This is a genomic window from Cellulomonas xiejunii, from assembly GCF_024508315.1.
Classification (GTDB): Bacteria; Actinomycetota; Actinomycetes; order Actinomycetales; family Cellulomonadaceae; genus Cellulomonas; species Cellulomonas xiejunii.
The window spans coordinates 3,481,170-3,507,446 of the sequence record NZ_CP101987.1; the positions used below are offsets into that span (position 1 = coordinate 3,481,170).

Below are 26,277 nucleotides of genomic sequence, written 5' to 3' on the forward strand. Positions count from 1 at the left end.
GCCCGATCCGGGGCCGCTACGGTGACGCCGTGCCAGTCCGCCCGTCCTTCGCGCGTCGCCGCGCCCCCGCGAGCGGCACCGGCACGTCGTCGGGGGCAACCGACCGGAGCGGCGCCCGGACCGGCACCGACACGCCGCCGTCCGGTCGCGAGGTGCCGGTCCGCCGCCGGCGCGCACGGCTCGCCCGCGTGGTGGTGCTCCTGGTGGTCGTCGTGGGGCTCGGGCCGTTCGTCGTCGTGCAGGGTGTGGGGCAGATGGGCGTCGTGCCCGACCCGGCCGACGTCCCCGAGCGCCCCGTGGCCCTCGTCCTCGGCGCGGGCCTGCGGCCGTCGGGCGAGCCGTCGCCGTACCTGCGGCGGCGGCTCGACGCGGCGGTCGACCTGTACGAGCGCGGGGTCGTCGAGCGCGTCCTCGTCAGCGGCGACCGCTCCGGGCCGCACTACGACGAGCCGGGCGCCATGCGGGAGTACCTGCTCGCGCACGGCGTCCCCGACGACGTGGTCGTGCGGGACGACGCGGGGGTCGACACGCACACGAGCTGCGTGCGCGCGCACGACGTGTTCGACGTCGACGCCGCCGTCGTGGTCACGCAGGACTACCACCTGCGCCGCGCCCTGTTCTCCTGCCGTTCCGCCGGGATCGACGCCGTCGGCGTCGGGGTGTCGGCGACGAGCGTGCGGCCGGTGCAGGCGGTCGGGTGGCGGCTGCGCGAGGTGCCCGCGGCCGCGAAGGCGGTTCTCGACGCCCTGGCGGGCTGACGCGCCACGGCCGCGACGGCCAACCGGTCCGGCCCGACGCGCCGTAGGGTCGACGCATGGCACGCAGCATCGCGACGACGACGACCGTCGACCTGGCCGGGCTCCTGGAGTTCGCACGGCCGCGGCACCACCTGATCCTCGTCACCACGCGCGCCGACGGACGCCCGCAGGTGTCACCGGTGAGCGGCGGCGTCGACGACGCGGGCCGGATCGTCATCTCGACCTACCCGGACCGCGCCAAGACCCGCAATGCCGAGCGCGACCCCCGCGTCAGCGTGTGCGTGCTGTCGGACGAGTGGGACGGCCCGTGGGTGCAGGTCGACGGGACTGCCGAGGTCCTGCACATGCCGCAGGCCGAGGACGCGCTCGTCGACTACTTCCGGTGCATCGCCGGCGAGCACCCCGACTGGGACGAGTACCGCGCCGCGATGCGTCTGCAGGGCAAGAGCCTGATCCGCGTCACCCCGGAGCGCTGGGGCCCGCTCGCGACGGGTGGCTTCCCGGCCGACGTCGCCGCCCGCCTCGACGCCCAGGGCTGACGCGCCGCGGCACCGACGCGACCGCCGCCACCTGGCCGGGGGCGCTCAGCGCGCCGGTGTGCCCGCGCCCGGGTGCACGATCAGCCACGTCGCGACCGTGACGTCGTCGGACCGGTTGCTGAGCCGGTGCGGTGTGGTGCACGCGTAGGAGATCGTGTCGCCCGCGCGCAGCACGACGCGCTCGTCGGCGAAGTCGACGGTGAGCTCGCCGCGCACGACCGTCCCGATCTCGTACCCGACGTGCGTGACGAGCTCGTGCTGGCGGCCCGCGACGGTGTGGGGCGGGTAGGTCGACTCGAAGAAGTCGACGTCGTGCGAGACCCCGGGTGACAGGCGCCGGTACACGACACCTCCCTCCAGCGTCACCGACTCCACCTCGACCGCCCGGCGCACGACGTAGCCGTCGGGCACGGGTGTGGACAGCTCGACGTCAGGCGCGCCGGACGTGCCGCCGAAGACGTCGACGAGCGTGGCGTCCATGGCGGTGACCAGCTCGAAGAGCCGGTTCACGGACGGCCGGAGCACGCCGCGCTCGATCTGGGAGACGGCGCTGGCGGAGATGCCGAGCCGCGCCCCCACCTCCCGCAGGGTCAGCCCGCGCTCCTCGCGCAGCCCGCGCAGGCGCGCCCCCAGCTGCTCGGCGTCGAACGACGCCAGCAGGCTGCCGGTGTCCGGCGCGGTGCTCATCGGGCGACCTCCCAGGCGGATCACGCATGAAGCAGGAAGTTCACGCGTCCGAAACCTCCCCCGGGTTGTGAAGTCATAGATTCACATCTCGGGACGGCCCAGAAGCAGGCGCTTCAGGTCGGCTCACGGTACGTGATCCCGTCCGCCCCCGGCCAGGGCGGACCCCCGGTCGGCCCACGCCGACCCTCGGCACCCCGGTGCCCGCTCGCCGCTCCCTCCCCGACGTCCCGAGTGCGAGGACCACCATGACCGCTCCGCACGACCTCCCGGCCGTCCCCACGGGCACGACCGCCGCTCCCCCGGACCCGCCCGCCGCCGTCGCCCCGCTGCCCGGCACCACGCCGCACGACCTCGTCCAGGCCGCTGGCATGCCCGTCGGCGCGGGCGAGATCAAGGCGACGTACGACCCGCGCCTGACCAACGAGGACCTCGCGCCACTGAGGAAGCAGACCTGGTCGTCGTACAACATCTTCGCGTTCTGGATGTCCGACGTGCACAGCGTCGGCGGCTACGTCACCGCCGGGTCGCTGTTCGCGCTCGGCATCGCGTCCTGGCAGGTGCTCGTCGCGCTCGTCGTCGGCATCGTCATCGTCCAGGTGTTCTGCAACCTCGTCGCCAAGCCCAGCCAGAAGACGGGAGTGCCGTACCCCGTCATCAACCGCGCCGTGTTCGGCGTGCTCGGCGCCAACATCCCCGCCGTCATCCGCGGCCTCATCGCCGTGGCCTGGTACGGCGTGCAGACGTTCCTCGCGGCCGAGGCCCTCAACATCATCTTCCTCAAGTTCGTCCCCGGTGCCGAAGGGCTGCTCGAGCCCTCGTTCCTCGGGCTCGCGGCGCTCGGGTGGATCTCGTACGCGATCCTCTGGGTCGCGCAGGCGGCGCTGTTCTGGAACGGCATGGAGACGATCCGGCACTTCATCGACTGGGCCGGGCCCGCGGTGTACGTCGTCATGATCGCGCTGGCGGCCTACCTCGTGTCCGAGGCCGGCTGGCAGAACATCTCGCTCAACCTGTCGTCCGGCCCGCCGATGACGTTCGCCGCGTCGATCCCCGTGATGTTCTCCGCCATCGCGCTGGTCGTGTCGTACTTCTCCGGCCCGATGCTGAACTTCGGCGACTTCGCGCGGTACGGACGGTCGTTCGCGGCAGTCAAGAAGGGCAACTTCCTCGGCCTGCCGATCAACTTCCTGTTCTTCTCGCTGCTCACCGTGGTCTGCGCGTCGGCGACCGTGCCCGTCTTCGGCGAGCTGATGACCGACCCCATCAAGACCGTCGAGGCGATCGACACCCCGTTCGCGATCCTGCTCGGCGGGCTGACCTTCGTCACCGCGACCGTCGGCATCAACATCGTCGCCAACTTCATCTCCCCCGCGTTCGACTTCTCCAACGTCTCCCCGCAGCGCATCTCGTGGCGCACGGGCGGCATGATCGCGGCCGTCGGCTCCGTGCTCCTCACGCCGTGGAACTGGTACGCCAACGACGAGGCGATCCACTACACGCTCGGGGTGCTGGGCGCGCTCATCGGCCCGTTGTTCGGCATCCTCATCGCCGGGTACTACGTCATCGGCAAGCAGCGCGTGCACGTCGACGACATGTTCACCATGGCCCCCACCGGCCGGTACTGGTACACCCGCGGGTACAACCGCAACGCGCTGGCGACCGTCATCGGGTCGGGCCTGGTCGCCGTCGCCACGGCGGTCCTGCCCAAGCTCGCGGCCTCGCTCGGACTGTTCGACGTCACGTGGATCGCGTCGTACTCGTGGTTCATCGGCTGCGGCCTCGGGTTCGCGATGTTCGTCTTCCTCGAGCGGCGCAACCCGCAGATCCCGACGCTCGACGCGTCCGACCCGCACGTGTCCGACGGCACGCAGGACGCGCCGGTGGTCGTCAGCCACCACGCCGAGCCCACGGGCTCCTGAGGCGCGTCGTGCCCGACGACATCCGGATCCGGGTCGTCAACCCGAACACCACCCGGGCGATGACCGACCTCGTCGGTCGGTCCGCCCGGGTGGTGGCCGGGCCCGGCGTGCACGTCGACGCGGTGCAGCCCACCACGGGGCCCGCGTCGATCGAGAGCCACTACGAGGAGGCGCTGGCCGCCGTCGGGGTGCTCGAGCAGGTGCGCCGCGGCGAAGCCGAGGGGGTCGACGCGTACGTCGTCGCGTGCTTCGGGGACCCGGGGCTCGACGCGGCGCGCGAGGTCGCCTGCGGCCCGGTGCTCGGCATCGCGGAGGCGGCGTTCCACGCGGCGGCGATGGTCGCGCGGCGGTTCAGCGTGGTGACGACGCTGGGCCGGACCGTGGGCCGCGCGTACGAGCTGCTCGACCGGTACGGGTACGCGGGCGCGTGCGCCGGGGTGCACGCGTGCGAGATCCCGGTGCTGGCGATCGAGGCGCCCGGCGCGCTGGCCCGGGTCACGGCGGCGTGCCGCGCCGCGGTCGAGGCCGACGACGTGGACGCGGTGGTGCTCGGCTGCGCGGGCATGGCGGCGTACACGCAACGGCTGTCCGACGCGGTCGGCGTGCCCGTCGTCGACGGGGTCGCGGCGGCGACGACGTTCGTCGCCGGGCTCGTCCGGGCGGGCCTGCGCACGTCGACGCGCTCGGAGTACGCACCCCCGCCGCCCAAGCCGGTGCCCGGGCTGCTCGGCGGGTTCGCGATCACCTCACCCGCCGCGCTGGCGGCGGTCCCGCACTGAGTCCTTCGGCGCCCCGGCCGCGAGACCGGGCTCCGGTCGCGCCTCACCCGTCGTGAGCCGCCCGAGCCCGGTCTCGCGGCGCGCTCGTCCCACGACGTGGGCGCCTCACCAGCCGCGCAGCTCGGGCGACTCCCCGGGGAACGCCGCGAACACCGCGCGCTCCTCGTCCGTGAACGACCGCGGCGTGTACGTCGCACGGTCGAGCTGCACCATCCGCGAGCGCGCCCGCAGCGCGACGGCGGCCCCGGGCTGCTCACCGTCGAGGACCTCGTACGCGAAGTCCACGGACGAGCGGCCCAGCCGCGGCACCCACACCTCCACCACGACGGGCGCGGGCCGGAACCGGATGGGCGCGAGGTAGTCGATCTCATGCTTGACGACGACCAGCAGCGAGGCCGTCATCGCGCCGACCTCGTCGACCCCCATGCGGGGGAAGAGCGCGAACCGCGCGTCGTCGAGGTACCGCAGGAACGCCGCGTTGTTAACGTGGCCGAACAGGTCGACGTCGGACCAGCGCACCTGCATGACGACGCGACCGCGGCCGTGGTGGGGCGGCCGGGGTGTCAGGGTGAGGCCGGTCGTCTCGTCCATGCCCTCACGTTACGTGGGCGCGGGTCGCTCCCGGAGACGAGAATGGCACCGTGCCGCATCACGCCGACCCCCCGACCGTCACCGTCCTCACGGGCGCCGGCATCTCGACCGCGGCGGGCATCCCCGACTTCCGGGGGCCGCAGGGCGTCTGGACGCGCGACCCCGCGTCGGTGAACCTGCTCGACATCGGCCCCTACGTGCGGGACGTGACCGTGCGGGAGCGGGGCTGGCGCGCGTGGGCGGAGCACGCCGTGTGGGACGCCCGGCCCACGGCCGCGCACCGTGCGCTCGTGGACCTGGAGCGCGCCGGTGCGCTGATCGCGGTGCTGACGCAGAACTTCGACGGCCTGCACCAGCGCGCGGGCAGCTCGCCCGAGCGGGTCGTGGAGCTGCACGGGACGCTGACGACCACGTCGTGCCTGCGCTGCGGGGAGACGACCCCGACCCGGGACGTGCTCGCGCGCCTGCCTGCCGAGCCGGACCCACGCTGCGTCGTGTGCGGCGGGGTCCTCAAGCCGGACGTCGTGTACTTCGGTGAGCTCCTGCCCGACGACGCGCTGCAGCGTGCTGTCGCGGCGGCCACGGACGCGCACACGCTGGTCGCGGTCGGCACGACGCTCACGGTCCACCCCGTCGCCGGCCTCGTGCCGCTGGCCGTGGAGTCGGGCGCGCGGCTCGTCGTCGTCAACGCCGAGCCGACGCCGTACGACCACCTGGCCGACGAGGTCCTGCGCGACCCGATCGACGAGGTGCTGCCCGCGCTGGTCGCGGACCTGGTCGCGTCCCGCTGAACCGGACGACGGGGTCCTGCCCGGGGCCACCGTGGTAGGAACGTCAACGTGCCGACGCCCGACGAGATCACCCGTCACCACGACGCGACCGAGGTGATCTGGGTCGACGCCCACCCGACGGGCTGGACGCTGCGGATCGAGGAGCCGGACCCCGCATGGACGCAGCGCTACGACGAGCAGGCGGCGGCGATCGCGGCCGCCCTCGGTGAGCGCCTCCTGCACCTCCAGCACGTCGGCTCCACGTCCGTGCCGGGACTGCCGGCCAAGCCCGTCGTCGACATCGACCTCACCGTGGCCGACCCCACCGACGAGGCGGCCTACGTCCCCGACCTCGAGGCCCTGGGCTACGTGCACTGGTTCACCGAGCCCGCCTGGCACCAGCACCGCCTGCTCAAGCACCTGGACGAGCCCCGGGTGCACCTGCACGTCTTCGGGCCGGACTGCCCCGAGGTGGTCCGCCACGGGATGTTCCGCGACTGGCTGCGGGCCCACCAGGAGGACCGCGAGAGGTACGCCGAGGCGAAGCGCAGCGCCGCCGCGCGGACGACGGCCACGGGTCACGACAACGGCGCTGTCGGGTTCCAGATGCGCTACAACCAGGTCAAGGAGCCGGTCGTGCGCGAGATCTACGACCGGATGTTCCGCGCCGCCGGGCTGCTGGGCTGACGACCTGCGGGCGCGGTCAGGTGAGCCAGTCGCGGACCGCGGCGACGACGGGTGCGTCGGCCGGGCCGTGCGTGCCGGGGACGACGACGAGCGTCACCGGGCCGGTCACCGCGGCGAGGTGCGCGGTCAGCTCGTCGGGGGTGCCGAACGGGTCGGCCGCGCCGCTGACGGCGAGCACGGGCACGTCGACGCGTGGCAGGTGCTCGATGCGCAGCGTCTGCGGCCTGCCAGGCGGGTGCAGGGGGTAGGACAGCAGCAGCAGTCCGGCGACCGCGAGCCCGTCCGCGACGGCCATCGAGCTCATGCGCCCGCCGAACGACCGTCCGCCGACCACGAGCCGGTCGGTCGCCACGCCCAGCTCGGCGGCGAAGGCGTCGGCCTCCTCGCGGACGCGCGCCGGTGCGACCTTCGCCCCTCGCGGCAGGTCGACGCGCCGCACCGCCAGCCCGGCGGCCGTCAGCGCGGTGTCGAGCGCGACGAGGGTGCGGTTGTCCCGCGTCGCACCCGCCCCGGGGGTCAGCAGCACCCCCGCGACGTCGACCGGCCCGGACCCCGCCCGCAGCACCCGCACGTCCACCATCCCCCCATCCTCCGCCCACCCCCAGGTTCGCGAGAGTGCAATCCAGTCACCCGGCGAGGTGACTGGATCGCACCCTCACCACCACGGGGGTGGCGTTCCAGGGCGCGAGAGTGCAATCCAGTCACCCGGCGAGGTGACTGGATCGCACCCTCACCACCACGGGGGTGGCGTTCCAGGGCGCGAGAGTGCAATCCAGTCACCCGGTGAGGTGACTGGATCGCACTCTCACCACCACGGGGGTGGGCGCCGGTCACCGCTGCTCCGTGGACATCACCCTGTGGGCGGTGCGGATCACCGGCGCGCCCCAGGTAGCGTGCCCGCCGTGAGCCGCGACACCGTCCCCCCGTCCGACCGCACCAAGGCCGGTGCGCTGTGCGAACGCATCGACGCGGTGTTCGAGCAGCGTGTCGTCGGGCAGGCACAGCTGCGGCAGTCGCTCGTCGTCGCGCTGATGTGCGGTGGCCACGTCCTGCTGGAGTCCGTCCCGGGGCTGGCGAAGACGACGGCCGCGCAGACGCTCGCGCAGGCGGTGTCGGGCTCGTTCCACCGCATCCAGTGCACGCCGGACCTCATGCCGTCGGACATCGTCGGGACCCAGGTCTTCAACTACGGGACGTCGCAGTTCACGACGCAGCTCGGCCCGGTGCACGCGAACGTCGTGCTGCTCGACGAGATCAACCGGTCCTCCGCCAAGACCCAGTCCGCGATGCTCGAGGCCATGCAGGAGCGGCAGACGACGATCGCCGGAGAGGTCCACCCGGTGCCGTCGCCGTTCATGGTCCTCGCGACGCAGAACCCCATCGAGGAGGAGGGCACGCACGTGCTGCCCGAGGCCCAGATGGACCGGTTCCTGCTCAAGGAGGTCCTCGACTACCCGGACGCCGACGAGGAGGTCGAGATCCTCGAGCGCATCTCCGACGGTCGCATGACGCGCGCGCTGCGCAGCGACCGCCTGGGCCTCGACGAGGTCGCGTGGCTGCAGCGCACGGTCGACCAGGTGTACGTGGACCGCGCCATCCGCCGGTACGTGGTCGACCTGGTCGCCACCACGCGCGGCCGCGGCCCCGTCCAGGTGCCGGGGCTGGACCGGCTGGTCCGGATGGGTGCCAGCCCTCGCGGGTCGATCTCCCTCATGCGCGTCGCGCAGGCGGTCGCGCTGCGGGCCGGACGCGGGCACGTCGTCCCGGAGGACGTGCACGCCATGCGCAACGCCGTGCTGCGGCACCGGATCGTGCGGTCGTTCGACGCGATCGCCGACGACGTCTCGACGGAGTCGATCATCACGTCCGTCTTCGACGCGGTCCCGGTGCCCTGACCCGTGCCCGCCCGGTCCCGTCTCGCGCTGGTGCGCGCGCGCCTGCAGCTGCCCACGCTGCGGCGCGCCACGGGCCTGCTCGACGGACGGCACCGCGCGGTGTGGAAGGGGCACGGCGACGAGGTCGACGACCTGCACGTCTACACGCCCGGTGACGACGTCGGCGACATCGACTGGCGGGCGTCGGCACGCTCGGCGCAGCCGGTCGTCAAGCGCTACGAGGCGACGTCGAACGTCGCGCTGGTGCTGGTCGTCGACACCGGGCGGCACATGTGCGCGACGTCCGCGGGCGGGGAGCCGAAGCACGAGGTGGCGCAGCTCGTGGCCGACGTGATCGCGCACCTCGCGCACCAGCGGGGTGACCGCGTGTCGCTGGTCGCGGGCGACGCGGGCCGCGTCGTCGAGCTGCCGCCCGGCGCGGGCACGACGCACCTCGAGGTGCTGCTGCGCCGCCTGCAGCGCACGTTCGACGCCGATGCCCCCGAGGGTGACCTCGCGCGCCTGCTCGACCGGGTGCTGCGCCGCACGGCACGCCGCTCGCTCGTCGTCGTCGTGACGGACGAGGCGCGGCCCGGCGCCGACGACGAGCGCGCCCTGGCGCGGCTGCGCACCCGGCACGAGGTCATGGTCGTGCAGGTCGTCGACGCCGACCTGTTCGCCGACCGGCTGGGGGCGGCGCCGGGCACGCTGGCGGGCGGGTCGGCGGCCACGGCCCGTGGTCGGCCCGTCGTCGCGCCACCGCGCGGCCGGCCGGTGCGGGACGTCGTCAGCGGCTGGTCCCTGCCCGCGTACCTGCGGGGGCGGCGCGGCGTGCGTGAGGCGGTCGCCGCGGCACGTGCGGCGCGGCACGCGGAGGTCGGGCACCGCATGCGCCGCCTCGGCGTGACGTCGGTGACCGTGGAGAGCACGCACGACGTCCTCGACGAGATGGTCGCCCTGCTGGGGAGGTCGCGTCGTGCCCGGCGCTGAGCTGGTCGACCCCGTGCCCTACGCGCCGTGGTGGCCGTGGGTCGCGGTGGCGATCGTCGTGGCCGTGGTCGCGTGGTTCGTGTGGGTGGTCCGTTCGACGCGCGCACCCGCGCAGGAGCCGCCGTCCCCGTCCCCGTCGCCGGCTCCCGTCGCGCCGCCGGCTCCCCGGGACCCGCGCGACCCCTACGCCGCGCTGCGGGGTACGACGCTGGCCCGCCTCGACGAGGTCGAGCGCCGGTACCGCGCGGGTGACGTCGACGTGCGGGGCGCGAACCTCGAGATCCGGTACGTGCTGCGCGAGTTCGCGACCGGACGCACGGGCGTGGACACGTCCGCGATGACGGCGGCCACGGCGCGTGCGGACCGCCGGACCCGGCCGCTGTCCACGCTGCTCGAGAACACGTCGATGCCGACGTTCGCCCCGACGTCACGAGCGCGCCTGTCGCGGTCGTTGGACCAGGCGCGCAAGCGGGTGCGCACGTGGTGAGGGGCGCCGGGCTGGAGGTGCCGTGGCTGGTGCCGGTGGTCCTGGGTGTGGTGGCGGCCGCCCTCGTCGCCGGGCTGCTGCTGCGCGACCGGCGGGGGACGACGCCCGTGGCCAACACGGACGACCTGCGCGCCGTGCCTGCGCTGCGCGCGTGGCGCCTGCGCTACGGGGTCCTGCGCGTCGTCCTCGCACTGACCGTCGCCGTGGCGGCCGTCGGGGCCGCCGTGCTGGCCGCCCGGCCCGTCACCGTGCAGGAGCGCACGCGCGAGCTCGCCAACCGGGACATCGTGCTGTGCCTGGACGTGTCCGGGTCGATGCTGGAGTACGACGAGCGGGTCGTGGCGACGTTCGAGCAGCTCGTCGACGGGTTCACCGGTGAACGCGTCGCGCTGTCGCTGTTCGACTCGACCTCGGCCACGGTCTTCCCGCTGACGGACGACTACGAGCTGGTCACGACGCAGCTGCGCACGGCGCGCGAGGCCTTCACCGACCGGGGCTCGGACGCGGCGGCCGAGGTCCTGCGCGGTACGTCGGGCCTGGAGGGGCAGGCGTCGCTCATCGGTGACGGGGTCGCGTCGTGCACGCTGCTGTTCGACCAGTACGACGTCGACCGGTCCCGCTCGGTGGTGCTGGCGACGGACAACGAGGTGTGGGGTGCGCCCGTGTACTCGCTGCCCGAGGCCGCGGCGCTCGCGACGTCCCGTGGCGTGGTCCTGCACGCGCTGTACCCCGACGAGGACCGCCAGCTGGGTGCCGCTACCGCGGCCGAGCTGCGGATCGCCGCGCAGGGCACCGGTGGCACGTTCGCCGTGGCGCAGGACCCCGAGGCCGTCCCGGCGATCCTCGAGCAGGTCCGCGCGGGCCAGCTCACGGCCATGCAGGCCGACCCGGAGCGGGTGGTGACCGACGACGACGACCTGTGGGTGCGCCTGCTGTACGCCGCCGCCCTGGCTGCGGTGCTGCTCGCGTGGCGGGTGCGCTCGTGAGCGCCCGCGCGGTCGTGCCCGTGGGGGTCGTGCTGCTCACGGCGGTGCCGGTGCTCGTGCTGTGCGTGGGGCAGTCGCTCGGGCTGACGGTGGGGCGGGGCGGCGTCCGGCGGTCCGACGCGCCACGTGCGGGCGCGTGGACGTGGTGGCGGCGTGCGGCACTCGTCGCCGTCGTGGCCGTCGTCGGGCTGACGCCCACGGTCGCGGTGACGCAGGCCGGGGGCGCGCGCGTCGGTGTACAGCTGTGGTTCGTCGTCGACCGCACGGGCTCGATGGCGGCCGAGGACTGGGGCCCCGGCGACCCGGTAATACGCGGACCAGGCCTGGACCCGGTGCCCGCGGTGCAGCGCCTCGACGGCGTGCGCCACGACGTGGTCTCGCTGACCGGTGACGTGCCGGGCGCGTTCTACTCGGTCATCGCGTTCGCGGACGAGGCGGGCACCCAGCTGCCGCTGACGGACGACGCGACGGCCGTGCGTGCGTGGGCGCAGACCGTGACGCAGGAGGTCACGGCCGGGTCGGCGGGCACCCGCCGCGACCGCGCCCTCGACGTGCTGGAGCGCTCGCTGCGCGACGCGCAGGACCGCGACCCCGGGATGGTGCGCCTCGTGTTCTACCTGTCGGACGGCGAGCAGACGGCGGACGAGGAGCCGGGCACGTTCGACCGGATCGCGCCGCTGGTCGACGGGGGCGCGGTGCTCGGGTACGGCACGGCGGCCGGTGCGCCGATGCGCACGTACGACGGCACGGTCGACCCGGACGCGGACTACATCCCCGACCCCGAGGACCCGTCGCAGCCGGCCCTGTCGCGTGCCGACGAGGGCGCGCTGCGCGAGGTGGCCGCGGAGCTCGGCGTGCCGTACGTCCACCGTGACGGCCCGACGAGCACGGCGGACCTCGTCGCGGACGTGGACGTCGACACGATCGCCGCCGACGGGCGGGCGGACGTGGGTGCGCGGCGGGACGTCGTGTGGCCGTTCGCGCTGGTCGCCGGGGCGCTGCTCGCCGCGGAGGCGTGGACGTGGGCGCGCGCGTCGAGCCGGGGGCGGAGGCGATGAGCGGCACCCGCGACGAGGTCCGTCGCCGCACGCAGCAGAAGGTGGCCCGGGACCGGGCCGCCCGGCAGGCGCGCCGGCGTGCGGTACCGCCGCACGTGCGACGCCGGCGTCGCCTGCTGCGGTGGAGCTGGCTGCCGGCGCTCGCGCTGCTGGGCTTCGCCGTCACCCTGCTGACGCTCGGCCCGGGCTACCGCGAGGCACGCGCCGCGTACGACGCGGGCGACGAGTGGGACGCGGTCGACCTCTTCGACCGCGTCGACGGCCGGACCTTCGTGGAGGGCTGGAAGGGCGCGTTCAACGCGGGCACGGCCCGGTACCGCGCAGGCCTGTACAGCAGTGCGATCCGGGATCTGGACGAGGCGCTGCAGACCGTCCCCGAGCAGCACCGCTGCGACGTCCAGACCAACCGCGCCCTGGCGCTGCAGGCGCACGAGCAGCAGACGCGCGAGGAGGCCGAGGTGCAGCTGGCGTACGTGGAGGAGCTCGCCGCGGCCCTGGACGCGCAGGCCGCGGGCGAGCCGTACGACGCGGAGCTCCTCGAGCCGCCGTACGAGGGCGCGGACGAGCCGACGGTCGCGGACGAGCTCGGGTTCGCGGGGTACCTGCTGCGGATGGCGGCCGACGCCGCCGCGCTCGCGGCCGAGGCGCTCGCCGACCCGGCGTGCACCCCGCCGCCGTCGCAGGGCGGTGGTGGGCAGGACGACGAGCAGGACCAGGGCGGCGGCGGGCAGGACGAGCAGGACCAGGGCGGCGGCGGGCAGGACGAGCAGGACCAGGACGGCCAGGGCGAGGACGCGCCACCGAGCCCGCAGCAGCAGGCCGAGCAGCGCATGCAGGAGCTCCTCGACCTGGCGACCGACGTCGAGCGCCTGGCGCAGGCCGCGACGGACGGCACGCTCGAGGGCGCCCCGACGCCCGGAGCAGGCGGGCAGCAGGCACCGGACCCGGCGCAGGCCGAGGCGCAGCGGCAGGAGGCGCTCGCGGAGCGCAACCAGCAGGCCGGCGGTGGCGGTGGTGGGCAGCCCGCACCGTCGGGCGGCGAGGGCACGGGCACGGCACCCGGCGGCGGCGACGGCGAGGACGGCACGGGCGGACGGGGCGGTGCCCGCAACTGGTGAGCCGGTGCGAAGATCAGCGCGTGTCTCCCATCCCGTTGCCCCGCCTCGCCGTCGTGCCCGACGTGCGTCTCGTCGCTGTCGACATGGACGGCTCGCTGCTCGACGACGCCAAGCGCATCGACCCGTCGTTCTGGCCGCTGCTCGACACCCTCGTCGCGCGGGGTGTCACGGTGTGCCCGGCGAGCGGCCGGCAGTACGCGACGCTGCGTCGCCAGCTCGACCGGGACGACCTGGTGTACGTGGCCGAGAACGGCGCGCACGTGGTGCGCGACGGCAGACCGCTGGCCGTACACGGGCTCGACGCGCACGTCGCGCGGGACGTCGTGCGTGCCGTGCGCCGGTGGGTCGACGCGGGCGCCGACGTGGGGGTCGTGCTGTGCGGGCTGCGCAGCGCGTACGTCGAGCGGGTCGACGCGCGGTTCCTCGCCCAGTGCGAGCCGTACTACGCGCTGCTGGAGCAGGTACCGGACCTGACGGCGGTGGACGACGCCGTCCTGAAGGTCGCGGTGTACGACTTCGGTCCGGCGGCCACGGGTGCGGGACCGGCGCTCAAGCGGTTCGGCGCCGTGGCGCGCGTGCTGGTCAGCGGTGCGCACTGGGTCGACGTCATGAGCCCGGACGCCGACAAGGGGCACGCGCTGCGTGACGTGCAGCGCGCGCTGGGCGTGGGCCCGGACCAGACGGTCGCGTTCGGCGACTACTTCAACGACGTCGGCATGCTCGAGGCCGCGCACTGGTCGTTCGCGATGGACAACGCGCACCCCGACGTCCGCGCGCACGCGCGGTTCGTCGCACCGTCGAACAACGACAACGGCGTGGTCCGCACCCTGCGGACCCTGCTGCGGCTCGGCTGAGCATCCGGGGCATCGGGGACGAGGTCAGGGCTCCCGCCGGAGCACCGGTGGCGGCGCCTGCAGGTCGACGACCCGCAGCGCCACCGCGTGCTCGACGCCCGCCAGCCGTCCCTGGGCGGCGGTGAGCGCCGGGACCAGCTCGGCCGGGGCCGGGTGCCCGGGCAGCAGGGCGAGGTACTCGCGGTGCGCCTCCAGCGACGCGATCCCCCGCTGCAGCGCCTCACCGGTGACCTCGACCCCGTGCGTGGGGTGCGGGTCGCCCGCGACCAGGAGCCAGCGGACGGCGCACGGCTCGAGCCCGGCGTCGAGCAGCTCGGGGAACACCCACCTGTTGCCCGCGTCGCGCACGGCGTCGGCGGCGGCCAGCCCGGCGGCGCGGTGGTCCGCCTGGTTCAGGCCCACCGACGTCTCCTGCGCCCACGTGGCGGTGAGGACGGCGTCGGGACGGAACCGGCGGATCGCTGCGGCGATGTCGCGGCGCAGCCCGAGCCCGTACTGCAGCACGCCGTCCGGGTGCGTGAGGAAGTCGACCTTCGTGACCCCGACGGCCGCGGAGCCGGCGACCTGCTCGCGCATCCGCACCTCGGCGGTCCGCGCCGGATCCGACGTGTCCATGCCGGCCTCGCCACGCGTCAGCAGCAGGTACGCCACTTCGACGCCGCGCGCGGTCCACGCGGCGACGGCGGCGGACGTGCCGTACTCGAGGTCGTCGGGGTGGGCCACGACGCACAGCACACGCGTGAGCGCGTCGTCGGGCAGCAGCGGCAGCGTCGTCGACTCCGGCATGCCCCCACGCTAGGACGGGCGTCCGGTACCGGCACCCCGGCACGCGCCCGGCCGCGGACGCGGGTGGCGGCCCGGTCAGCCGCGCGCGAGCGCGGCGTCGAACGCGGCGAGCAACCGCGGGGAGAACAGCACGAACCGGATGACCGTCAGCGGCGTCGTCGGGTGGGCGTCCACCCAGGACCGCGTGGCGCCGACCGCGACGTCGGCGGCCTGGACGGCGTCCCACCCGTACACCCCGGCCCCGACGGCCGGCATCGCGATGCTCGTCGCCCCCAGCCCGTCGGCGACGTCGAGGCTCGCGGTGAAGCACGACGCGAGGAGCGCGGGGTCGTCCTGGCCGCGGTGGCGGTCGGGCCCGACGGTGTGGACGACCCAGCGTGCGGGCAGGTCGAACGCCGGCGTCGCGACCGCGTGGCCGACGGGCAGGCCCTGCGGCCACGTGGTGCGTCGCAGCTCGCGGCAGGCGGCCAGGAGTCCCGGCCCTGCCGCCGCGTGGATGGCGCCGTCGACGCCGCCCCCGCCCAGCAGCGTGGAGTTGGCGGCGTTGACGACGACGTCGACGTCCTGCCGCGTGATGTCGCCGAGGACCGTCATGATCGCCACCGGGCCATCCTCACCCGGCGCGAGCTGTCGTGCACCGCACGGCCCGGCGGGTGAAACTTCGCCTCCCCGTCCACAACCTGCGTCCACACCCCTGTGTCTCGCGGATGGGTTCGCAGGTGGACCTGTGGACGGACCTGTGGACACAGCGGTGGACGACGACGGGCGCGCGCGGCCGCTTGCGGCACCGCGACGACCCGGCTACAACGGGGTGGACCGTGTCGACCGATAGCGGTCGACCTGCGGGAACACCCCTCCACCGAGGGCTCCGGCGGCCGTGCTCGACGGTCGTCGACCGGCCCTTCGGCGACCGTCCGCGACCTCGCCCGGGAGCGCGGGACGCCTGTGGACGAGGGATCGCCCGGACCCCGGCGCGCGCACCGTCAGGCGGTCGGCTCGGACTCGACCAGGATCGTCACCGGACCGTCGTTGACGAGCTCCACGGCCATGTCGGCGCCGAAGCGGCCCGTCGCCACCTCGAGGCCGCGCGCCCGCAGCGCCGCGACGACGGCGTCGACGAGCGGCTCGGCGACCGCACCCGGCGCGGCCGCGTTCCACGTCGGCCGACGCCCCTTGCGCACGTCGGCGTACAGCGTGAACTGGCTGACGACCAGCACGGGCGCCCCGACGTCGACCGCCGAGCGCTCGTCGCGCAGGATCCTCAGCTCGGCGATCTTGCGGGCGACGAGCTCGACCTGCGCCGGCCCGTCCCCCGGCGTGACACCGACGAGCGCGAGCAGCCCGGGCCGGTCGATCGCACCGACGACCTCCCCGTCCACGCGCACGGCCGCGCGCGTGACCCGCTGCACGACCGCCCTCACCGCTGCGGCCTCCTCACGCCGGCGCACCGAACGTCGCCCGGACCGCACCGACGGGTCGCCCGTGCCCCAACACCGGGGTGTCCGCCACGGCGGCGACGGCCGCCGGGTCGACACCCGCGAGTCCCAGCGCAGCGGCCAGCACCACGGCACGCGGCCGCGCGGACCCGTCGAGGACCTTGAGCGCGACCGCGCCGCCGTCCGGGAGCCCGGCCGCGTACACGCCGTCCGCCCCGTCCTTCGCGACGAGCCCGGGCACGGCGGCCATGAACGCCGTCACGTCGCGACCCGTCCCGCCGACGTGCCAGGGGTGGGCCGCCATCGCACGCCCCACGCGCGCGGGCGCGGACCCGTCGCCGCGGGCGGCCGCCGCGGCGATCGTCCCGAAGGCACGTGCGAGGCCCGTCAGCGTCGAGGAGAGCAACGGTGCGCCGCACCCGTCGACCGTGACGTGCTCGACCGGCACGCCCGTCAGCTCCGCCGCGGTCGCCACCACGGCACGCTGCAGCGGGTGCGCAGGCTCCAGGTAGCCGTCCGTCGGCCAGCCGGCCGCGCGACACGTCGCGAGCATCCCCGCGTGCTTGCCGGAGCAGTTCTGCGTGAGCGGTGCGGGTCCGTGGCCGGCGGCGCGGCGCAGCCACGCGGCCTCGGGCGACAGCGGCCAGTCCGGGGTGTTGCGCAGGTCGTCCTCCGTCAACCCGGCGCCCGCCAGCAGCCGCTGCACGACGTCCAGGTGCCCTGCCTCACCCGAGTGGCTCGCGCACACCAGCGCGAGGTCCTCCCCGGCCGCGTCGAGGCCGTGGTCGAGCATCGCGACGGCCTGCACGGGCTTGAGGGACGACCGCGGCCAGACCACGACGTCCGGGTCGCCCAGCGCGTCGCGCACCGAGCCGTCGGGCGCCAGCACGACGACGTGCCCCAGGTGCACCGACTCGACGAGGTCACCGCGGTGCACGAGCGCGAGCGGCACCGCGCCGTGGTCCACGTCGGGAACGCTCACCAGCCGCCCCGGGGAGGACCGCCGCCGCGCCGGCCCGAGTAGGGGGCGACTGCCGGGCGCACGTCGACGAGGTAGATGACCGCCGCGGCCGCCGCGATCAGGGCGAGGAACGAGGGGAACGGCAGCCGGACGCCGGGCAGAGGGATCGAGATGAACGCGACGACGGTCGCGGCGACGAGCACCCACGTCCAGAACTGTCGCGTCCGCTTGCCGGCGGAGAGGAACGCCGCGGCAGGACGCCGCAGGCAGTCGACCAGGGCCCACACGGACAGCACGAAGATCGCCAGGTAGAAGAGGAAGAACAGGAGGAGCTGCAGCGACCCGATGATGCTCACGACGAGAGCCTACGAGACGCGCCCGGCGGGCACCGGGCGTCAGAGCTCGGGGAGGGCGGCGTGCGCGTCGGCGGGTGCGGCACCCGCGGCCTCGAGGAGGTCCACGACGAGCGAGCGCAGCAGCAGCACGAGCGACTGGGACTTCCAGTCCCCCGGTGCCAGGACGTGCGGGTCGAGCGACTGGGCGACCGCGCGCAAGCGGTCGCGCGCCGGTCGCGGGTCGTGCCCGGTGCCGAGGGACCCGGCGAGGTCGTCGGTGGCGAGCGCCGCGGACTCGACCACCTCGGCCAGGCCCGGCACGACCTGCTCGTCCTCCACCGCGGCGACGGACCGGCGGGTCAGGACACGTGCGTTGCGCATCGCGCGGTCGAGCAGCACGGACTCGTGGACGAGCCGCTCGAGCTCGGCGCGGTGCCGCCGGTGCGCGGGAGCCAGGCGGGCCAGCTCGGCTGCCGACCGTGCGGCGTCGCGCCACTCGTCGAGCGCCGGCTGTGACGCCCGGCCCGTCAGCAACGCCGACTCGACGTCCTCGACGGACCCCCTGCGCAGCCCGCGGGCGAGCAGGCGCAGGACCTCGGCGAGCTCCTGAACTGCGGCCTGCGCGAGCGCACGCGGGTGCCGGCGCGGGTCCGTCGGGGTGAGCAGCGCGAACGCCAGTGCGACGAGCCCGCCGACCACGGCGTCGATCCACCGGCCGAACGGCCCGCCGCCGATCTGCGGCAGCCCGACGATGACGATGGCCTGCACCCCTGCCTGCGTGGTCAGCATCGGCCCACGGTCCAGGAACCGCCCCACCAGGGCGGACCCCGCCAGGACCAGCGCCATCTGCCAGATCCCGGAGCCGATGACGTGCACGACGAGGTCCCCGGCGGCGACACCGATCGCGACGCCACCGGCGAGCTCCGCCACGCGCCGCATCGACCGGTCGCGCGAGAACCCGAGCGCGAGCCACGCCGCGACGGGCGCGAAGAAGGGCATCTCGTGCCCGAAGACGTACATGCCGATGCCGTACGCGACACCCGCGGCGACCGACGCCTGGACGATGAGCGCCCACGACGAGCGCACCCGCGCCCAGCCGGCGCGGACGCGGGACCGCAGGTGCAGCCGCAGCGTCGCCCGCGAGGGCAGCGCGCGTGGCCGGTCGGCCGCTGCCCCCGCGCTCACCGCCCGGCCCCCACGTGCCTCACGGCCCCAGCATCGGGTGGTGGCCGAGACCGCGGGACAAGGGACCGCGGGCGGGCGGACGGTCGGGGGTCACGCCCTCGCCGTCGACGACCACCTCCTGGCCGGCCGCGATCGCACCGCCGTCGCAGTCGACCAGCAGGACGGCGTCCGTGGGCACGGACCGCTTGACGACGGCGAGCGCGATCGGCCCCAGCTCGTGGTGCCGCGCCACCGACGTGACCTGCCCGACCTGCCGACCCGACTCGGCCGCCTCGGCACCACCGGCCGTGGGTGCCGCGGCACCGGGCAGCCGCACGGGCGCCCCCACCTCGGGGACCAGGTGCCCCGACCCGTCCAGGTGCAGCATGACGAGCCGACGCGGCGGCCGGCCCAGGTTGTGGACGCGCGCGACCGTCTCTTGACCCCGGTAGCAGCCCTTGTGCAGGTGGACGGCGGTGCGCAGCCAGTCGAGCTCGTGCGGGATCGTGCGGTCGTCGACCTCGTGCGACGTGCGCGGACGCCACGCCTCCACGCGCAGCGCCTCGGACGCCCACGTGCCGACCAGGGGCCAGCCCGCGGCCTGGCGCGTGCGGACCTCCTCGACCAGGCGGTCGCGCGGCACGAGCACGAGCCGCCAGCGCCGGTCGGCACCGGGGTGCGCGTCGTCCGCGGGGCCGTAGCGGGTGCCGCCCGGTGCCGTGCGGGGCCACGGGTCGCGCCACGTCACGGGCTCACCGTCCGCGCCCTCGGCGTCGACGGGCTCGGCGAGCGCGGCCCAGTCGTCGGTGACGTCCGCGACCTCGACGCGCAGCGCGAAACGCATCCGGTCGAGCCACGCGGCCAGTGCGGGCGCCGTCTCGGTCAGCAGCCACGCGGTGGTGCCGTCGTCGACCAGACCGACGGCGTGCTCCACGCGTCCCTGCGGGTCGAGCACGAGCAGCTCGGTGGACGTGCGCGGCGGGAGCGTGGCGACGTCCTGCGTCGTCAGGGAGTGCAGCCAGGTGAGCCGGTCGGGGCCGGTGACCGTCACGACGCCCAGGTGCGACTGGTCGACGACCGCACCGCCCCGGGCCAGGGCTCGCTGCTCGGCGGTCGGGTCGCCGTAGTGCCACGCGACGCCCGCGTCGGCGCCGGCCGCGGGCACCGCGCCGTGCTGCGCGAGCAGCGGGCTGCGGTGCCGCGGGGCGGGCGCCTCGGGCGTCCCGTCGACGTCGGCCACGTCAGCCGTCCACGCGGCTCAGCCGGGCGGACGCGTACGACTGCATCGGCTCACCGAAGGCGGCGATGTCGTGCGCCCACATCAGCTGGCCCTCGACCATGCCGTACAGCCGCTTGCCGGCGTTGACGGCCGCACCGGTCGCGGTGTGCGCGATGAGGTCGGACGCGAGGTCCACGCGCCCGTTGCCCGTGGTCCCGACGTACACGGCGACGAACCCTGCCGGGTCGGCGATCAGCAGCTCCACCGGGTGCTGGTCCGGCGCCAGGTCCGCGGGACGCTCCGGCGGCACGCGCCAGTACCCGGACTCGGTCGTCCACACGGGCGCGTCGGCGTCGTCGGGCACGGCCTGCGGCGGTGCGTCGGGGTCGTGGTCGCCCGACGCGCCGGGGTCGGCGGTTGCGTCCGCGGCGATCGCCGCGGCGTCGTCGGGGGCGACGACGAGCCGGATGGTGGTCCGGTACGCCAGGTACGGACCGCCGTCGTGGGTGATCTCGAGCTCCTGCGTGAAGGCGCTCTCCTCCACGCCGGGGTAGCCCACGACGCCTTCGCCGCGCCAGCGGCCGACCAACCAGGCGAGCGGGTAGACCTCGGGGGCCAGGCCCTCGGGCAGCACGAACGGCACGGCGCCTCCTCGGATCGGGCGTGCGTCGGCGGTGCGCCGACGTGCACGGGTGGCGGACGACCGTGAGGTCACCCGCGGGACGCAGGTCAGCGTCGAGGGCTCAGCGCTGGCCCTTGTACAGCCGGTAGGCGACGAAGCCGGCGAACCACGTGATGGTCCCCGTGGCCAGCACCAGCAGACCGATGAAGAAGCCCTCGAGCGCAGTCATGCACCGATCCTAACGACGTGGGGCGCGCGGATCGTCCCGTGGCCTGCGATCAGGCGGCGAAGACGCGTCCGGCGACGTACACCAGGACGCCGCTGACCGTGACCGGCAGCACCACGACGGCGAGCGAGGGCAGGTGCCGGACCAGTGCCGGGAAGCGGTCGAACAGGGCGTGCAGGGCGGTGACGAGGACGCCGACGCCCACGCCGAGCACGGCGCCCGCGACGAGCTGCACGGCCGGCAGCGCCCACCCGACGAGCGTGCCTCCGGCCGCTGGCACCACGACCGTGACCAGGTAGACGAGCCACGTGCGTCCGCGCAGCGCGACCGCGGCCGAGCCCAGGGCGAGCGCCACGGCGCCCGCGACGACGAGCTCCTCGCCGCCGTCCAGCCGGGCCGTGGCCACCCAGCCGGTGACGCACACGGCCAGCACGGTGCCGGTGACGGTGCCGGAGACCGACTCCACCAGCCGCAGCCGTCCGTCGCGGCGCAGCAGCTCGTTGACGAACGCGAGCACGACAGCCCCGGCGAAGACCAGCGCCAGGTGCTGCAGGTACGGCTCCTCGGGCGTGAAGGTGACCGCCGCGACCGAGCCGAGCCCGCCGAGCGCCACGACCGCGCCGGCACCCGGGCTGAAGGGCAGCCCCGCCAGGCCGGGCCAGCCGAGCGCGAGCACGAGCACGAGCGCGGCGCTGACACCGGCCAGCGGCAGGACCCCGAGGTAGCCGGCCACCGCGACGACGGCGGACAGGACGGCGGTGACGACCGAGCGCGTCTCGACGCTCATCGCGGACCCCGTCGTGCGTGCAGTCGTCTCATCGGCCGGTCGGTGCGCCGGGTCGTCGGACGGTCGTGATGAAGCACGCGGGCGATTCTCGCAGACCCCGGGGTCGACTCCCGACCTGCACCCGGACGGGGGCCTCGCGTGGGCGGCGGCACGACCCGAGCGAACCACGCGGTAACGTGTGCCCACTCTCAGCCAGGAGGTGACGCCGGTGGCGGATCTGCTGCTGCTCACGCCTGCGTCCGGGGGTTCGGCACAGGTGCTACCCGCGTTGGGGCTCCTGTCCCACCGCGTCAGGGTCCTCCCTGTCGAACCGTCCGCTCTCGTGGACGCCCCGGACGCGGACATCGTCGTGCTCGACGCACGCCGCGACCTCGTCACCGCGCGCACCACGTGCCGCCTGCTGCGCGCCACGGGTCTGACGGTGCCCCTGGTCCTCGTGCTCACCGAGGGCGGCCTGACCGTCGTCACGGCCGAGTGGGGCGCGAACGACATCATCCTCGAGCACGCGACGCCGGCCGAGGTCGAGACGCGTTTCCGGCTCGTCATGGAGCACGCCGCGGCGGCGTCCTACGACGACGCCCCGCAGGAGATCTCGTCGGGTGAGCTGACGATCGACGCGGGCGGGTACACCGCCCGCCTGCGCGGGCGCCCCCTGGACCTGACCTACAAGGAGTTCGAGCTCCTCAAGTACCTCGTCCAGCACCCTGGCCGCGTGTTCACGCGTGCGCAGCTGCTGCAGGAGGTCTGGGGCTACGACTACTACGGGGGCACGCGCACCGTCGACGTGCACGTGCGTCGCCTGCGGGCGAAACTGGGCCCGGAGCACGAGCAGCTCATCGGCACGGTCCGCAACGTGGGTTACCGGTTCGACCCTCCGAAGGACCGCCGCGCCGCGGACGACCGCACGGACGTCCCGGAGCCCGCGGGCGCCTGATCACGTGGCCGGCACCGCCTCGCGCGGGCGGCGCCGCACCTGGCGGGTAGGATCGACGACCGGTGCGCCGGGAAGTCTGGTCGGCAACGACCCGACCGACCCCTCCCTCGAGAGGTACGCCTGTGCCCACGGACTCCCCTGCCCCCGAGCGCCCCGCGCGCACGCTGTTCTCCCGGCTGAGCCCCGGCGGTGAGCGCAACTTCGCCGACACGCTGCGCGACGAGCGCACGGGTGGCGTGCTGCTGCTGCTCGGTGCGCTGGCCGCACTCCTGTGGGCCAACCTGGCGCCCGAGTCGTACCGGGCGGTCAGCGGGACGGTCGTCGGCCCGGCCGCCCTGCACCTGGACCTCGACCTCGCGCACTGGGCCGCCGACGGGCTGCTCGCCATCTTCTTCTTCGTCGTCGGCCTCGAGCTCAAGCGCGAGATCACCGTCGGTGAGCTCCGGCACGTGGCCACGGCGGCCCTGCCCGCGGCGGCCGCGGTCGGCGGCATGGTGGTCCCGGCGGGGATCTACCTCGCCGTCAACGCCGCGATGCCCGGTGGCGCCCCGCAGGGCTGGGCGGTCCCGACGGCCACGGACATCGCGTTCGCGGTGGGCGTGCTCGCGATCGTCGGGCGCGGCCTGCCCGTCGCACTGCGGGCCTTCCTGCTGACCCTCGCGGTCGTGGACGACCTGCTCGCGATCATCATCATCGCGGTCGGGTACACCGACTCGGTGACGCTCGGGCTGCTGCTCGGGTCGTTCGGATGCGTCGCCCTGTTCGCCCTCGCCCTGCGGCGGGGTGTGCGCACGCCGTTCCTGCTGGTCCCGCTCGCGCTCGCGGCGTGGGCGCTGCTGCACGCGTCCGGGGTCCACGCGACGATCGCCGGCGTGCTGATCGGGTTCGCGGTGCCCGCCGCACCGGGGTCCGCCGCCCCGGCGTCCCGGGCACCGGGTGCCGCGCCCGACGAGCACGCGGACCACTCGCTCGCCGAGCACTACGAGCACCTGTGGCGGCCCGTGTCCGCCGGGTTCGCCGTGCCGGTCTTCGCGCTGTTCGCGGCGGGCGTCACGGTCGAGGTCGCCACGATCGGCGCGACGTTCACCGAGCCCGTGGGCCTCGGCGTGGTCCTGGGGCTCGTCCTCGGCAAGCCGCTGGGCATCACGCTCGCGACGTTCCTCGTCGCACGGTTCACGCGGGCGCGGCTCGCGCCCGGGCTCGGCTGGTGGGACGTGATCGGCGTCGGCCTGCTCGGGGGGATCGGCTTCACCGTCTCCCTGCTGGTGGGATCGCTCGCGTTCGGTACCGGGACGGTGCTCGACGACCAGGTCGTCGTGGGCGTCCTCGCGGCGTCCCTGATCGCCGCGCTCGGCGGTGGTGCCGTCCTGTCGTGGCGCGGACGCGTCCACGCTGCACGTCCGGGCGCGTCGTGAGTCACCTCCGACCGGCGACGACCCGGTAGGTTGCCACTGATGACACCCGTCGACGCAGCGTCGCTCCTCATCGAGGGACCCTGGCAGCACCGCTTCGTGACCGCCAACGGCGCTCGGTTCCACGTCACTGTCGCAGGCGACCAGGACGCGCCCCTCGTGCTGCTCCTGCACGGCGTCCCGCAGCTGTGGTGGGCCTGGCGCCACCAGATGCCCGTGCTGGCCGCGGCCGGCTACCGCGTCGCCGCGATGGACCTGCGCGGCACGGGCGCGTCGGACAAGCCCCCCCAGGGGTACGACGTGCCGACCCTCGCCGCGGACGTGGCCGGTGTCGTGCGCTCCCTGGGGGCGGGGTCCGCGGTCGTCGTCGGGGCCGGGACCGGGGGCGACGTCGCCTGGGCCACCGCCGCGTACCACCCTGCCGTGGTGCAGGCGCTGGCCGTGCTGGGTGCGCCGCACCCGCTCGACGCGTTCGCGGTGCCCCGCACACCGCCCGGACCGGCCGCGGCGGGGCTCGTCGCGTTCGCCCAGCTGCCGTCACTGCCGGAGCAGGCGATGGTGCGCGGCGACCTCGTGGACCGGATGCTCACGCACTGGGGCGGGGTCCCGGGGCTGCCGGGGCGGGAAGCGGTCGCGACGTACCGCCGGGCGGCACGCGTGCCGTTCGCGGCGCACAGCCAGCTCGAGCAGGTGCGGTGGCTCGTCCGCTCCACGCCGCGGCCGGACGGCCGCCGGTACCGGGCGGTCCTGCGTGCGGCGCGACCGGTGCCGGTGCTGCAGGTCCACGGCCTGCGTGACGGGCTGCGTCCGGCGTCGTCGGCGGCGCTGCGGCCGGCCACGGCGACGGTCGCGCGGCCGTACCGCTTGGAGCTGATGCACAACGCCGGGCACTACCTCACGGACCAGGCCCCGGGCCTGGTCGGTGAGCTGCTCGTGGACTGGCTGGCCGAGGTCGAGCCCGTCAGCCCTTGAGCATCGCGGCGGCCCGCTCGGGGTCCGTCTCGCCGATGCCCGCCGACGGGCAGAGCGCGGCGACGGGGCACGCGCCGCACGCGGGACGCCGGGCGAAGCAGGTCCGCCGCCCGTGGAAGATCAGTCGGTGGGACGCCATCGTCCACTCCCGCTTCTCCAGCAGCGCACCGAGGTCGGCCTCGATGACGACGGGGTCCTCGCTCGTCGTGTAGCCGAGCCGCAGCGCCAGCCGCTGGACATGGGTGTCGACGGTGATGCCGGGCACTCCGAACGCGTTGCCGAGCACCACGTTCGCGGTCTTGCGGCCCACCCCCGGCAGGGTCACCAGGTCCTCGAGCCTGCGCGGCACCTGCCCGCCGAAGCGCTCGACGAGAGCGGCACCGATGCCGACGACCGACTGCGCCTTGGCGCGGTAGAACCCCACGGGGTGCAGCACGTCTTCGAGGTCCCGCAGGTCCGCACCGGCCATCGCCGCGGCGTCGGGCCACCGGTCGAAGACCTCGGGCGTCGTGGCGTTCACGCGCACGTCGGTGGTCTGCGCGGACAGCACGGTCGCGATCAGCAGCTCGAGCGGGTTGCGGAAGTCCAGCTCGCACCGCGCGTCGGGGTACCTCTCGGCCAGCATCCGGTCGACCCGTCGGGCGCGCCTGGTTCGGGCGAGCTGGCTCTCCTGCACAGTGGCGTCCACGGCGCGAGCCTACGTGCCCGTGCCGACAGCCACGGCCGGGCGGGGAGGTTGCTCCTGCCGGGTGAACCGACCGTCAGGTTCTCGACCCATCGGTCAAGCGGCACCCGCGCTGAGCCGAACAAGCAGTGTGACGTCGCCCGACGAACCCCTGCACCACCTCCGGCTGGAGCGCCGCGCGCTGCGTGCCGAGCGGGAACGGGTCGACTGGTGGCGTCGTGTCGTGCGGGCACGCATGGACCTCGCCGTCGCGGGCGCCGCCGGGCCCGGCCCGCTGGGTGAGGACGTCGCGTTCATCCTGCCGCTCGACGTGTGCCTGGAGGTCCCCCGAGCCGGCGACCTGCGCGCGGCGCTCCCCGACGCCGACCCCGGACGCGAGGCCGGCCTGCTGCCCGCGCTGTGGGCCTTGGACCAGCGGCTCGCCACCTACGAGACCGGGGTCGCGGAGGCCATCGAGCGTGCGACGCTGCGGCTCGTCGAGCGCATCGCCGACGACCCGGGAGCAGTGCTGCGAACCCGCACGGCGGTCGCCGACGGCGTATGACGACGCCGGTGCGACGTCCGCCGGTGCCCCGGCGACGTGCGCCGGGCACCCGCACCGTCGCGCCGCCGCGCGGGGGGACCGGGATGGGGCAGACTGG

General features: G+C 75.0%; 30 protein-coding genes. 17 read left to right on the forward strand and 13 right to left on the reverse strand.

The window, feature by feature from the left end; genetic code table 11:
- The first annotated feature begins 29 nt into the window (after window positions 1-29).
- Window positions 30-758 carry a SanA/YdcF family protein gene (locus NP048_RS15925; RefSeq protein WP_227576602.1) on the forward strand — a complete coding sequence of 243 codons (729 nt, stop codon included), beginning with the start codon at window positions 30-32 and terminating at the stop codon, window positions 756-758.
- Between the two features lie 56 nt (window positions 759-814).
- A complete protein-coding gene (locus NP048_RS15930) occupies window positions 815-1,297 on the forward strand; it encodes a PPOX class F420-dependent oxidoreductase (protein WP_227576603.1) in 483 nt (160 codons plus the stop codon).
- A gap of 45 nt (window positions 1,298-1,342) precedes the next feature.
- Here NP048_RS15930 and NP048_RS15935 read toward each other — a convergent pair whose 3' ends face one another.
- Window positions 1,343-1,984, reverse strand: a complete 642-nt coding sequence (locus tag NP048_RS15935; protein ID WP_227576604.1) for a helix-turn-helix domain-containing protein — start codon at window positions 1,982-1,984, stop codon at window positions 1,343-1,345.
- A 245-nt stretch (window positions 1,985-2,229) separates the two neighbouring features.
- On the opposite strand from NP048_RS15935, the gene NP048_RS15940 reads away from it, so the two are divergent.
- Together NP048_RS15940 and NP048_RS15945 are read left to right on the forward strand one after the other, a co-directional pair.
- On the forward strand, window positions 2,230-3,903 hold the full coding sequence (locus NP048_RS15940) for an NCS1 family nucleobase:cation symporter-1 (protein ID WP_227576605.1): 1,674 nt from the start codon (window positions 2,230-2,232) through the stop codon (window positions 3,901-3,903).
- Window positions 3,904-3,911: 8 nt separating this feature from the next.
- Window positions 3,912-4,682 (forward strand): aspartate/glutamate racemase family protein, encoded by a 771-nt coding sequence (locus NP048_RS15945; RefSeq protein ID WP_227576606.1) that lies wholly within the window; start codon window positions 3,912-3,914, stop codon window positions 4,680-4,682.
- A 105-nt stretch (window positions 4,683-4,787) separates the two neighbouring features.
- Here the strand turns inward: NP048_RS15945 and NP048_RS15950 are convergent, their stop codons facing one another.
- Window positions 4,788-5,273 carry an acyl-CoA thioesterase gene (locus NP048_RS15950; protein ID WP_227576607.1) on the reverse strand — a complete coding sequence of 162 codons (486 nt, stop codon included), beginning with the start codon at window positions 5,271-5,273 and terminating at the stop codon, window positions 4,788-4,790.
- A 50-nt stretch (window positions 5,274-5,323) separates the two neighbouring features.
- Here NP048_RS15950 and NP048_RS15955 point away from each other — a divergent pair, with 50 nt between their 5' ends.
- Entirely contained in the window at window positions 5,324-6,064 is a 741-nt protein-coding gene (locus tag NP048_RS15955) for an SIR2 family NAD-dependent protein deacylase (protein ID WP_227576608.1), read from the forward strand.
- Between the two features lie 48 nt (window positions 6,065-6,112).
- On the forward strand, window positions 6,113-6,730 hold the full coding sequence (locus tag NP048_RS15960; protein ID WP_227576609.1) for a GrpB family protein: 618 nt from the start codon (window positions 6,113-6,115) through the stop codon (window positions 6,728-6,730).
- Between the two features lie 16 nt (window positions 6,731-6,746).
- Here the strand turns inward: NP048_RS15960 and NP048_RS15965 are convergent, their stop codons facing one another.
- Entirely contained in the window at window positions 6,747-7,310 is a 564-nt protein-coding gene (locus NP048_RS15965) for an alpha/beta hydrolase family protein (protein WP_227576610.1), read from the reverse strand.
- A 322-nt stretch (window positions 7,311-7,632) separates the two neighbouring features.
- Between NP048_RS15965 and NP048_RS15970 the strand changes: the two genes are divergently transcribed.
- From NP048_RS15970 to NP048_RS16000, 7 genes are read left to right on the forward strand one after another with little or no spacing between them, the layout of a single operon-like run.
- Window positions 7,633-8,625, forward strand: a complete 993-nt coding sequence (locus tag NP048_RS15970) for an AAA family ATPase (RefSeq protein ID WP_227576611.1) — start codon at window positions 7,633-7,635, stop codon at window positions 8,623-8,625.
- 3 nt (window positions 8,626-8,628) lie between these two features.
- The gene (locus tag NP048_RS15975; RefSeq protein ID WP_227576612.1) at window positions 8,629-9,594 is read left to right on the forward strand and encodes a DUF58 domain-containing protein; all 966 of its coding nucleotides are present in this window, start codon (window positions 8,629-8,631) and stop codon (window positions 9,592-9,594) included.
- A complete protein-coding gene (locus NP048_RS15980; RefSeq protein WP_227576613.1) occupies window positions 9,581-10,081 on the forward strand; it encodes a hypothetical protein in 501 nt (166 codons plus the stop codon). Before NP048_RS15975 ends, NP048_RS15980 begins: the two co-directional genes overlap by 14 nt.
- Window positions 10,075-11,067 (forward strand): vWA domain-containing protein, encoded by a 993-nt coding sequence (locus tag NP048_RS15985; protein WP_227576614.1) that lies wholly within the window; start codon window positions 10,075-10,077, stop codon window positions 11,065-11,067. Before NP048_RS15980 ends, NP048_RS15985 begins: the two co-directional genes overlap by 7 nt.
- Window positions 11,064-12,125, forward strand: a complete 1,062-nt coding sequence (locus NP048_RS15990; RefSeq protein ID WP_227576615.1) for a VWA domain-containing protein — start codon at window positions 11,064-11,066, stop codon at window positions 12,123-12,125. The genes NP048_RS15985 and NP048_RS15990 overlap by 4 nt, the downstream gene beginning before the upstream one ends.
- Window positions 12,122-13,243, forward strand: a complete 1,122-nt coding sequence (locus NP048_RS15995) for a hypothetical protein (protein ID WP_227576616.1) — start codon at window positions 12,122-12,124, stop codon at window positions 13,241-13,243. Before NP048_RS15990 ends, NP048_RS15995 begins: the two co-directional genes overlap by 4 nt.
- A 29-nt stretch (window positions 13,244-13,272) precedes the next feature.
- The gene (locus NP048_RS16000) at window positions 13,273-14,097 is read left to right on the forward strand and encodes a Cof-type HAD-IIB family hydrolase (protein WP_372456811.1); all 825 of its coding nucleotides are present in this window, start codon (window positions 13,273-13,275) and stop codon (window positions 14,095-14,097) included.
- A 24-nt stretch (window positions 14,098-14,121) separates the two neighbouring features.
- Here NP048_RS16000 and NP048_RS16005 read toward each other — a convergent pair whose 3' ends face one another.
- From NP048_RS16005 to NP048_RS16045, 9 genes are all read right to left on the reverse strand, one after another.
- Window positions 14,122-14,883 carry a PIG-L deacetylase family protein gene (locus NP048_RS16005; RefSeq protein WP_227576617.1) on the reverse strand — a complete coding sequence of 254 codons (762 nt, stop codon included), beginning with the start codon at window positions 14,881-14,883 and terminating at the stop codon, window positions 14,122-14,124.
- A 75-nt stretch (window positions 14,884-14,958) separates the two neighbouring features.
- On the reverse strand, window positions 14,959-15,486 hold the full coding sequence (locus NP048_RS16010) for an O-acetyl-ADP-ribose deacetylase (protein ID WP_227576618.1): 528 nt from the start codon (window positions 15,484-15,486) through the stop codon (window positions 14,959-14,961).
- A 380-nt stretch (window positions 15,487-15,866) separates the two neighbouring features.
- Complete coding sequence (gene dtd, locus NP048_RS16015; RefSeq protein WP_227576619.1) at window positions 15,867-16,304, reverse strand: D-aminoacyl-tRNA deacylase; 438 nt, start codon at window positions 16,302-16,304, stop codon at window positions 15,867-15,869.
- Window positions 16,305-16,317: 13 nt separating this feature from the next.
- On the reverse strand, window positions 16,318-17,304 hold the full coding sequence (locus NP048_RS16020; protein WP_372456812.1) for an asparaginase: 987 nt from the start codon (window positions 17,302-17,304) through the stop codon (window positions 16,318-16,320).
- Window positions 17,298-17,636 carry a DUF2516 family protein gene (locus NP048_RS16025; RefSeq protein ID WP_227576621.1) on the reverse strand — a complete coding sequence of 113 codons (339 nt, stop codon included), beginning with the start codon at window positions 17,634-17,636 and terminating at the stop codon, window positions 17,298-17,300. Before NP048_RS16025 ends, NP048_RS16020 begins: the two co-directional genes overlap by 7 nt.
- 39 nt (window positions 17,637-17,675) lie before the next feature.
- Window positions 17,676-18,800: an FUSC family protein gene (locus NP048_RS16030; protein ID WP_227576622.1), complete on the reverse strand. Its 1,125-nt coding sequence runs from the start codon at window positions 18,798-18,800 to the stop codon at window positions 17,676-17,678.
- A gap of 19 nt (window positions 18,801-18,819) precedes the next feature.
- Window positions 18,820-20,019 (reverse strand): CAF17-like 4Fe-4S cluster assembly/insertion protein YgfZ, encoded by a 1,200-nt coding sequence (gene ygfZ / locus NP048_RS16035; RefSeq protein WP_227576623.1) that lies wholly within the window; start codon window positions 20,017-20,019, stop codon window positions 18,820-18,822.
- Window position 20,020: 1 nt separating this feature from the next.
- Window positions 20,021-20,641, reverse strand: coding sequence for a heme-binding beta-barrel domain-containing protein (locus NP048_RS16040; protein ID WP_227576624.1), 621 nt, complete (start codon window positions 20,639-20,641; stop codon window positions 20,021-20,023).
- 257 nt (window positions 20,642-20,898) lie between these two features.
- Window positions 20,899-21,633 (reverse strand): hypothetical protein, encoded by a 735-nt coding sequence (locus NP048_RS16045; RefSeq protein ID WP_227576625.1) that lies wholly within the window; start codon window positions 21,631-21,633, stop codon window positions 20,899-20,901.
- Between the two features lie 208 nt (window positions 21,634-21,841).
- On the opposite strand from NP048_RS16045, the gene NP048_RS16050 reads away from it, so the two are divergent.
- The 3 genes from NP048_RS16050 to NP048_RS16060 all read left to right on the forward strand — a co-directional run bounded on the left by NP048_RS16050 (window position 21,842) and on the right by NP048_RS16060 (window position 24,951).
- Entirely contained in the window at window positions 21,842-22,567 is a 726-nt protein-coding gene (locus NP048_RS16050; RefSeq protein WP_227576626.1) for a winged helix-turn-helix transcriptional regulator, read from the forward strand.
- Between the two features lie 122 nt (window positions 22,568-22,689).
- Window positions 22,690-23,982, forward strand: coding sequence for a Na+/H+ antiporter NhaA (nhaA, locus tag NP048_RS16055; RefSeq protein WP_227576627.1), 1,293 nt, complete (start codon window positions 22,690-22,692; stop codon window positions 23,980-23,982).
- Between the two features lie 39 nt (window positions 23,983-24,021).
- Entirely contained in the window at window positions 24,022-24,951 is a 930-nt protein-coding gene (locus tag NP048_RS16060; RefSeq protein ID WP_227576628.1) for an alpha/beta fold hydrolase, read from the forward strand.
- Here NP048_RS16060 and nth read toward each other — a convergent pair.
- Window positions 24,941-25,639 (reverse strand): endonuclease III, encoded by a 699-nt coding sequence (gene nth, locus NP048_RS16065; RefSeq protein WP_256769319.1) that lies wholly within the window; start codon window positions 25,637-25,639, stop codon window positions 24,941-24,943. The two genes, NP048_RS16060 and nth, sit on opposite strands and share 11 nt — an antisense overlap.
- Window positions 25,640-25,766: 127 nt before the next feature.
- On the opposite strand from nth, the gene NP048_RS16070 reads away from it, so the two are divergent.
- Window positions 25,767-26,180: a hypothetical protein gene (locus NP048_RS16070; RefSeq protein ID WP_227576629.1), complete on the forward strand. Its 414-nt coding sequence runs from the start codon at window positions 25,767-25,769 to the stop codon at window positions 26,178-26,180.
- Window positions 26,181-26,277 lie beyond the last annotated feature (97 nt).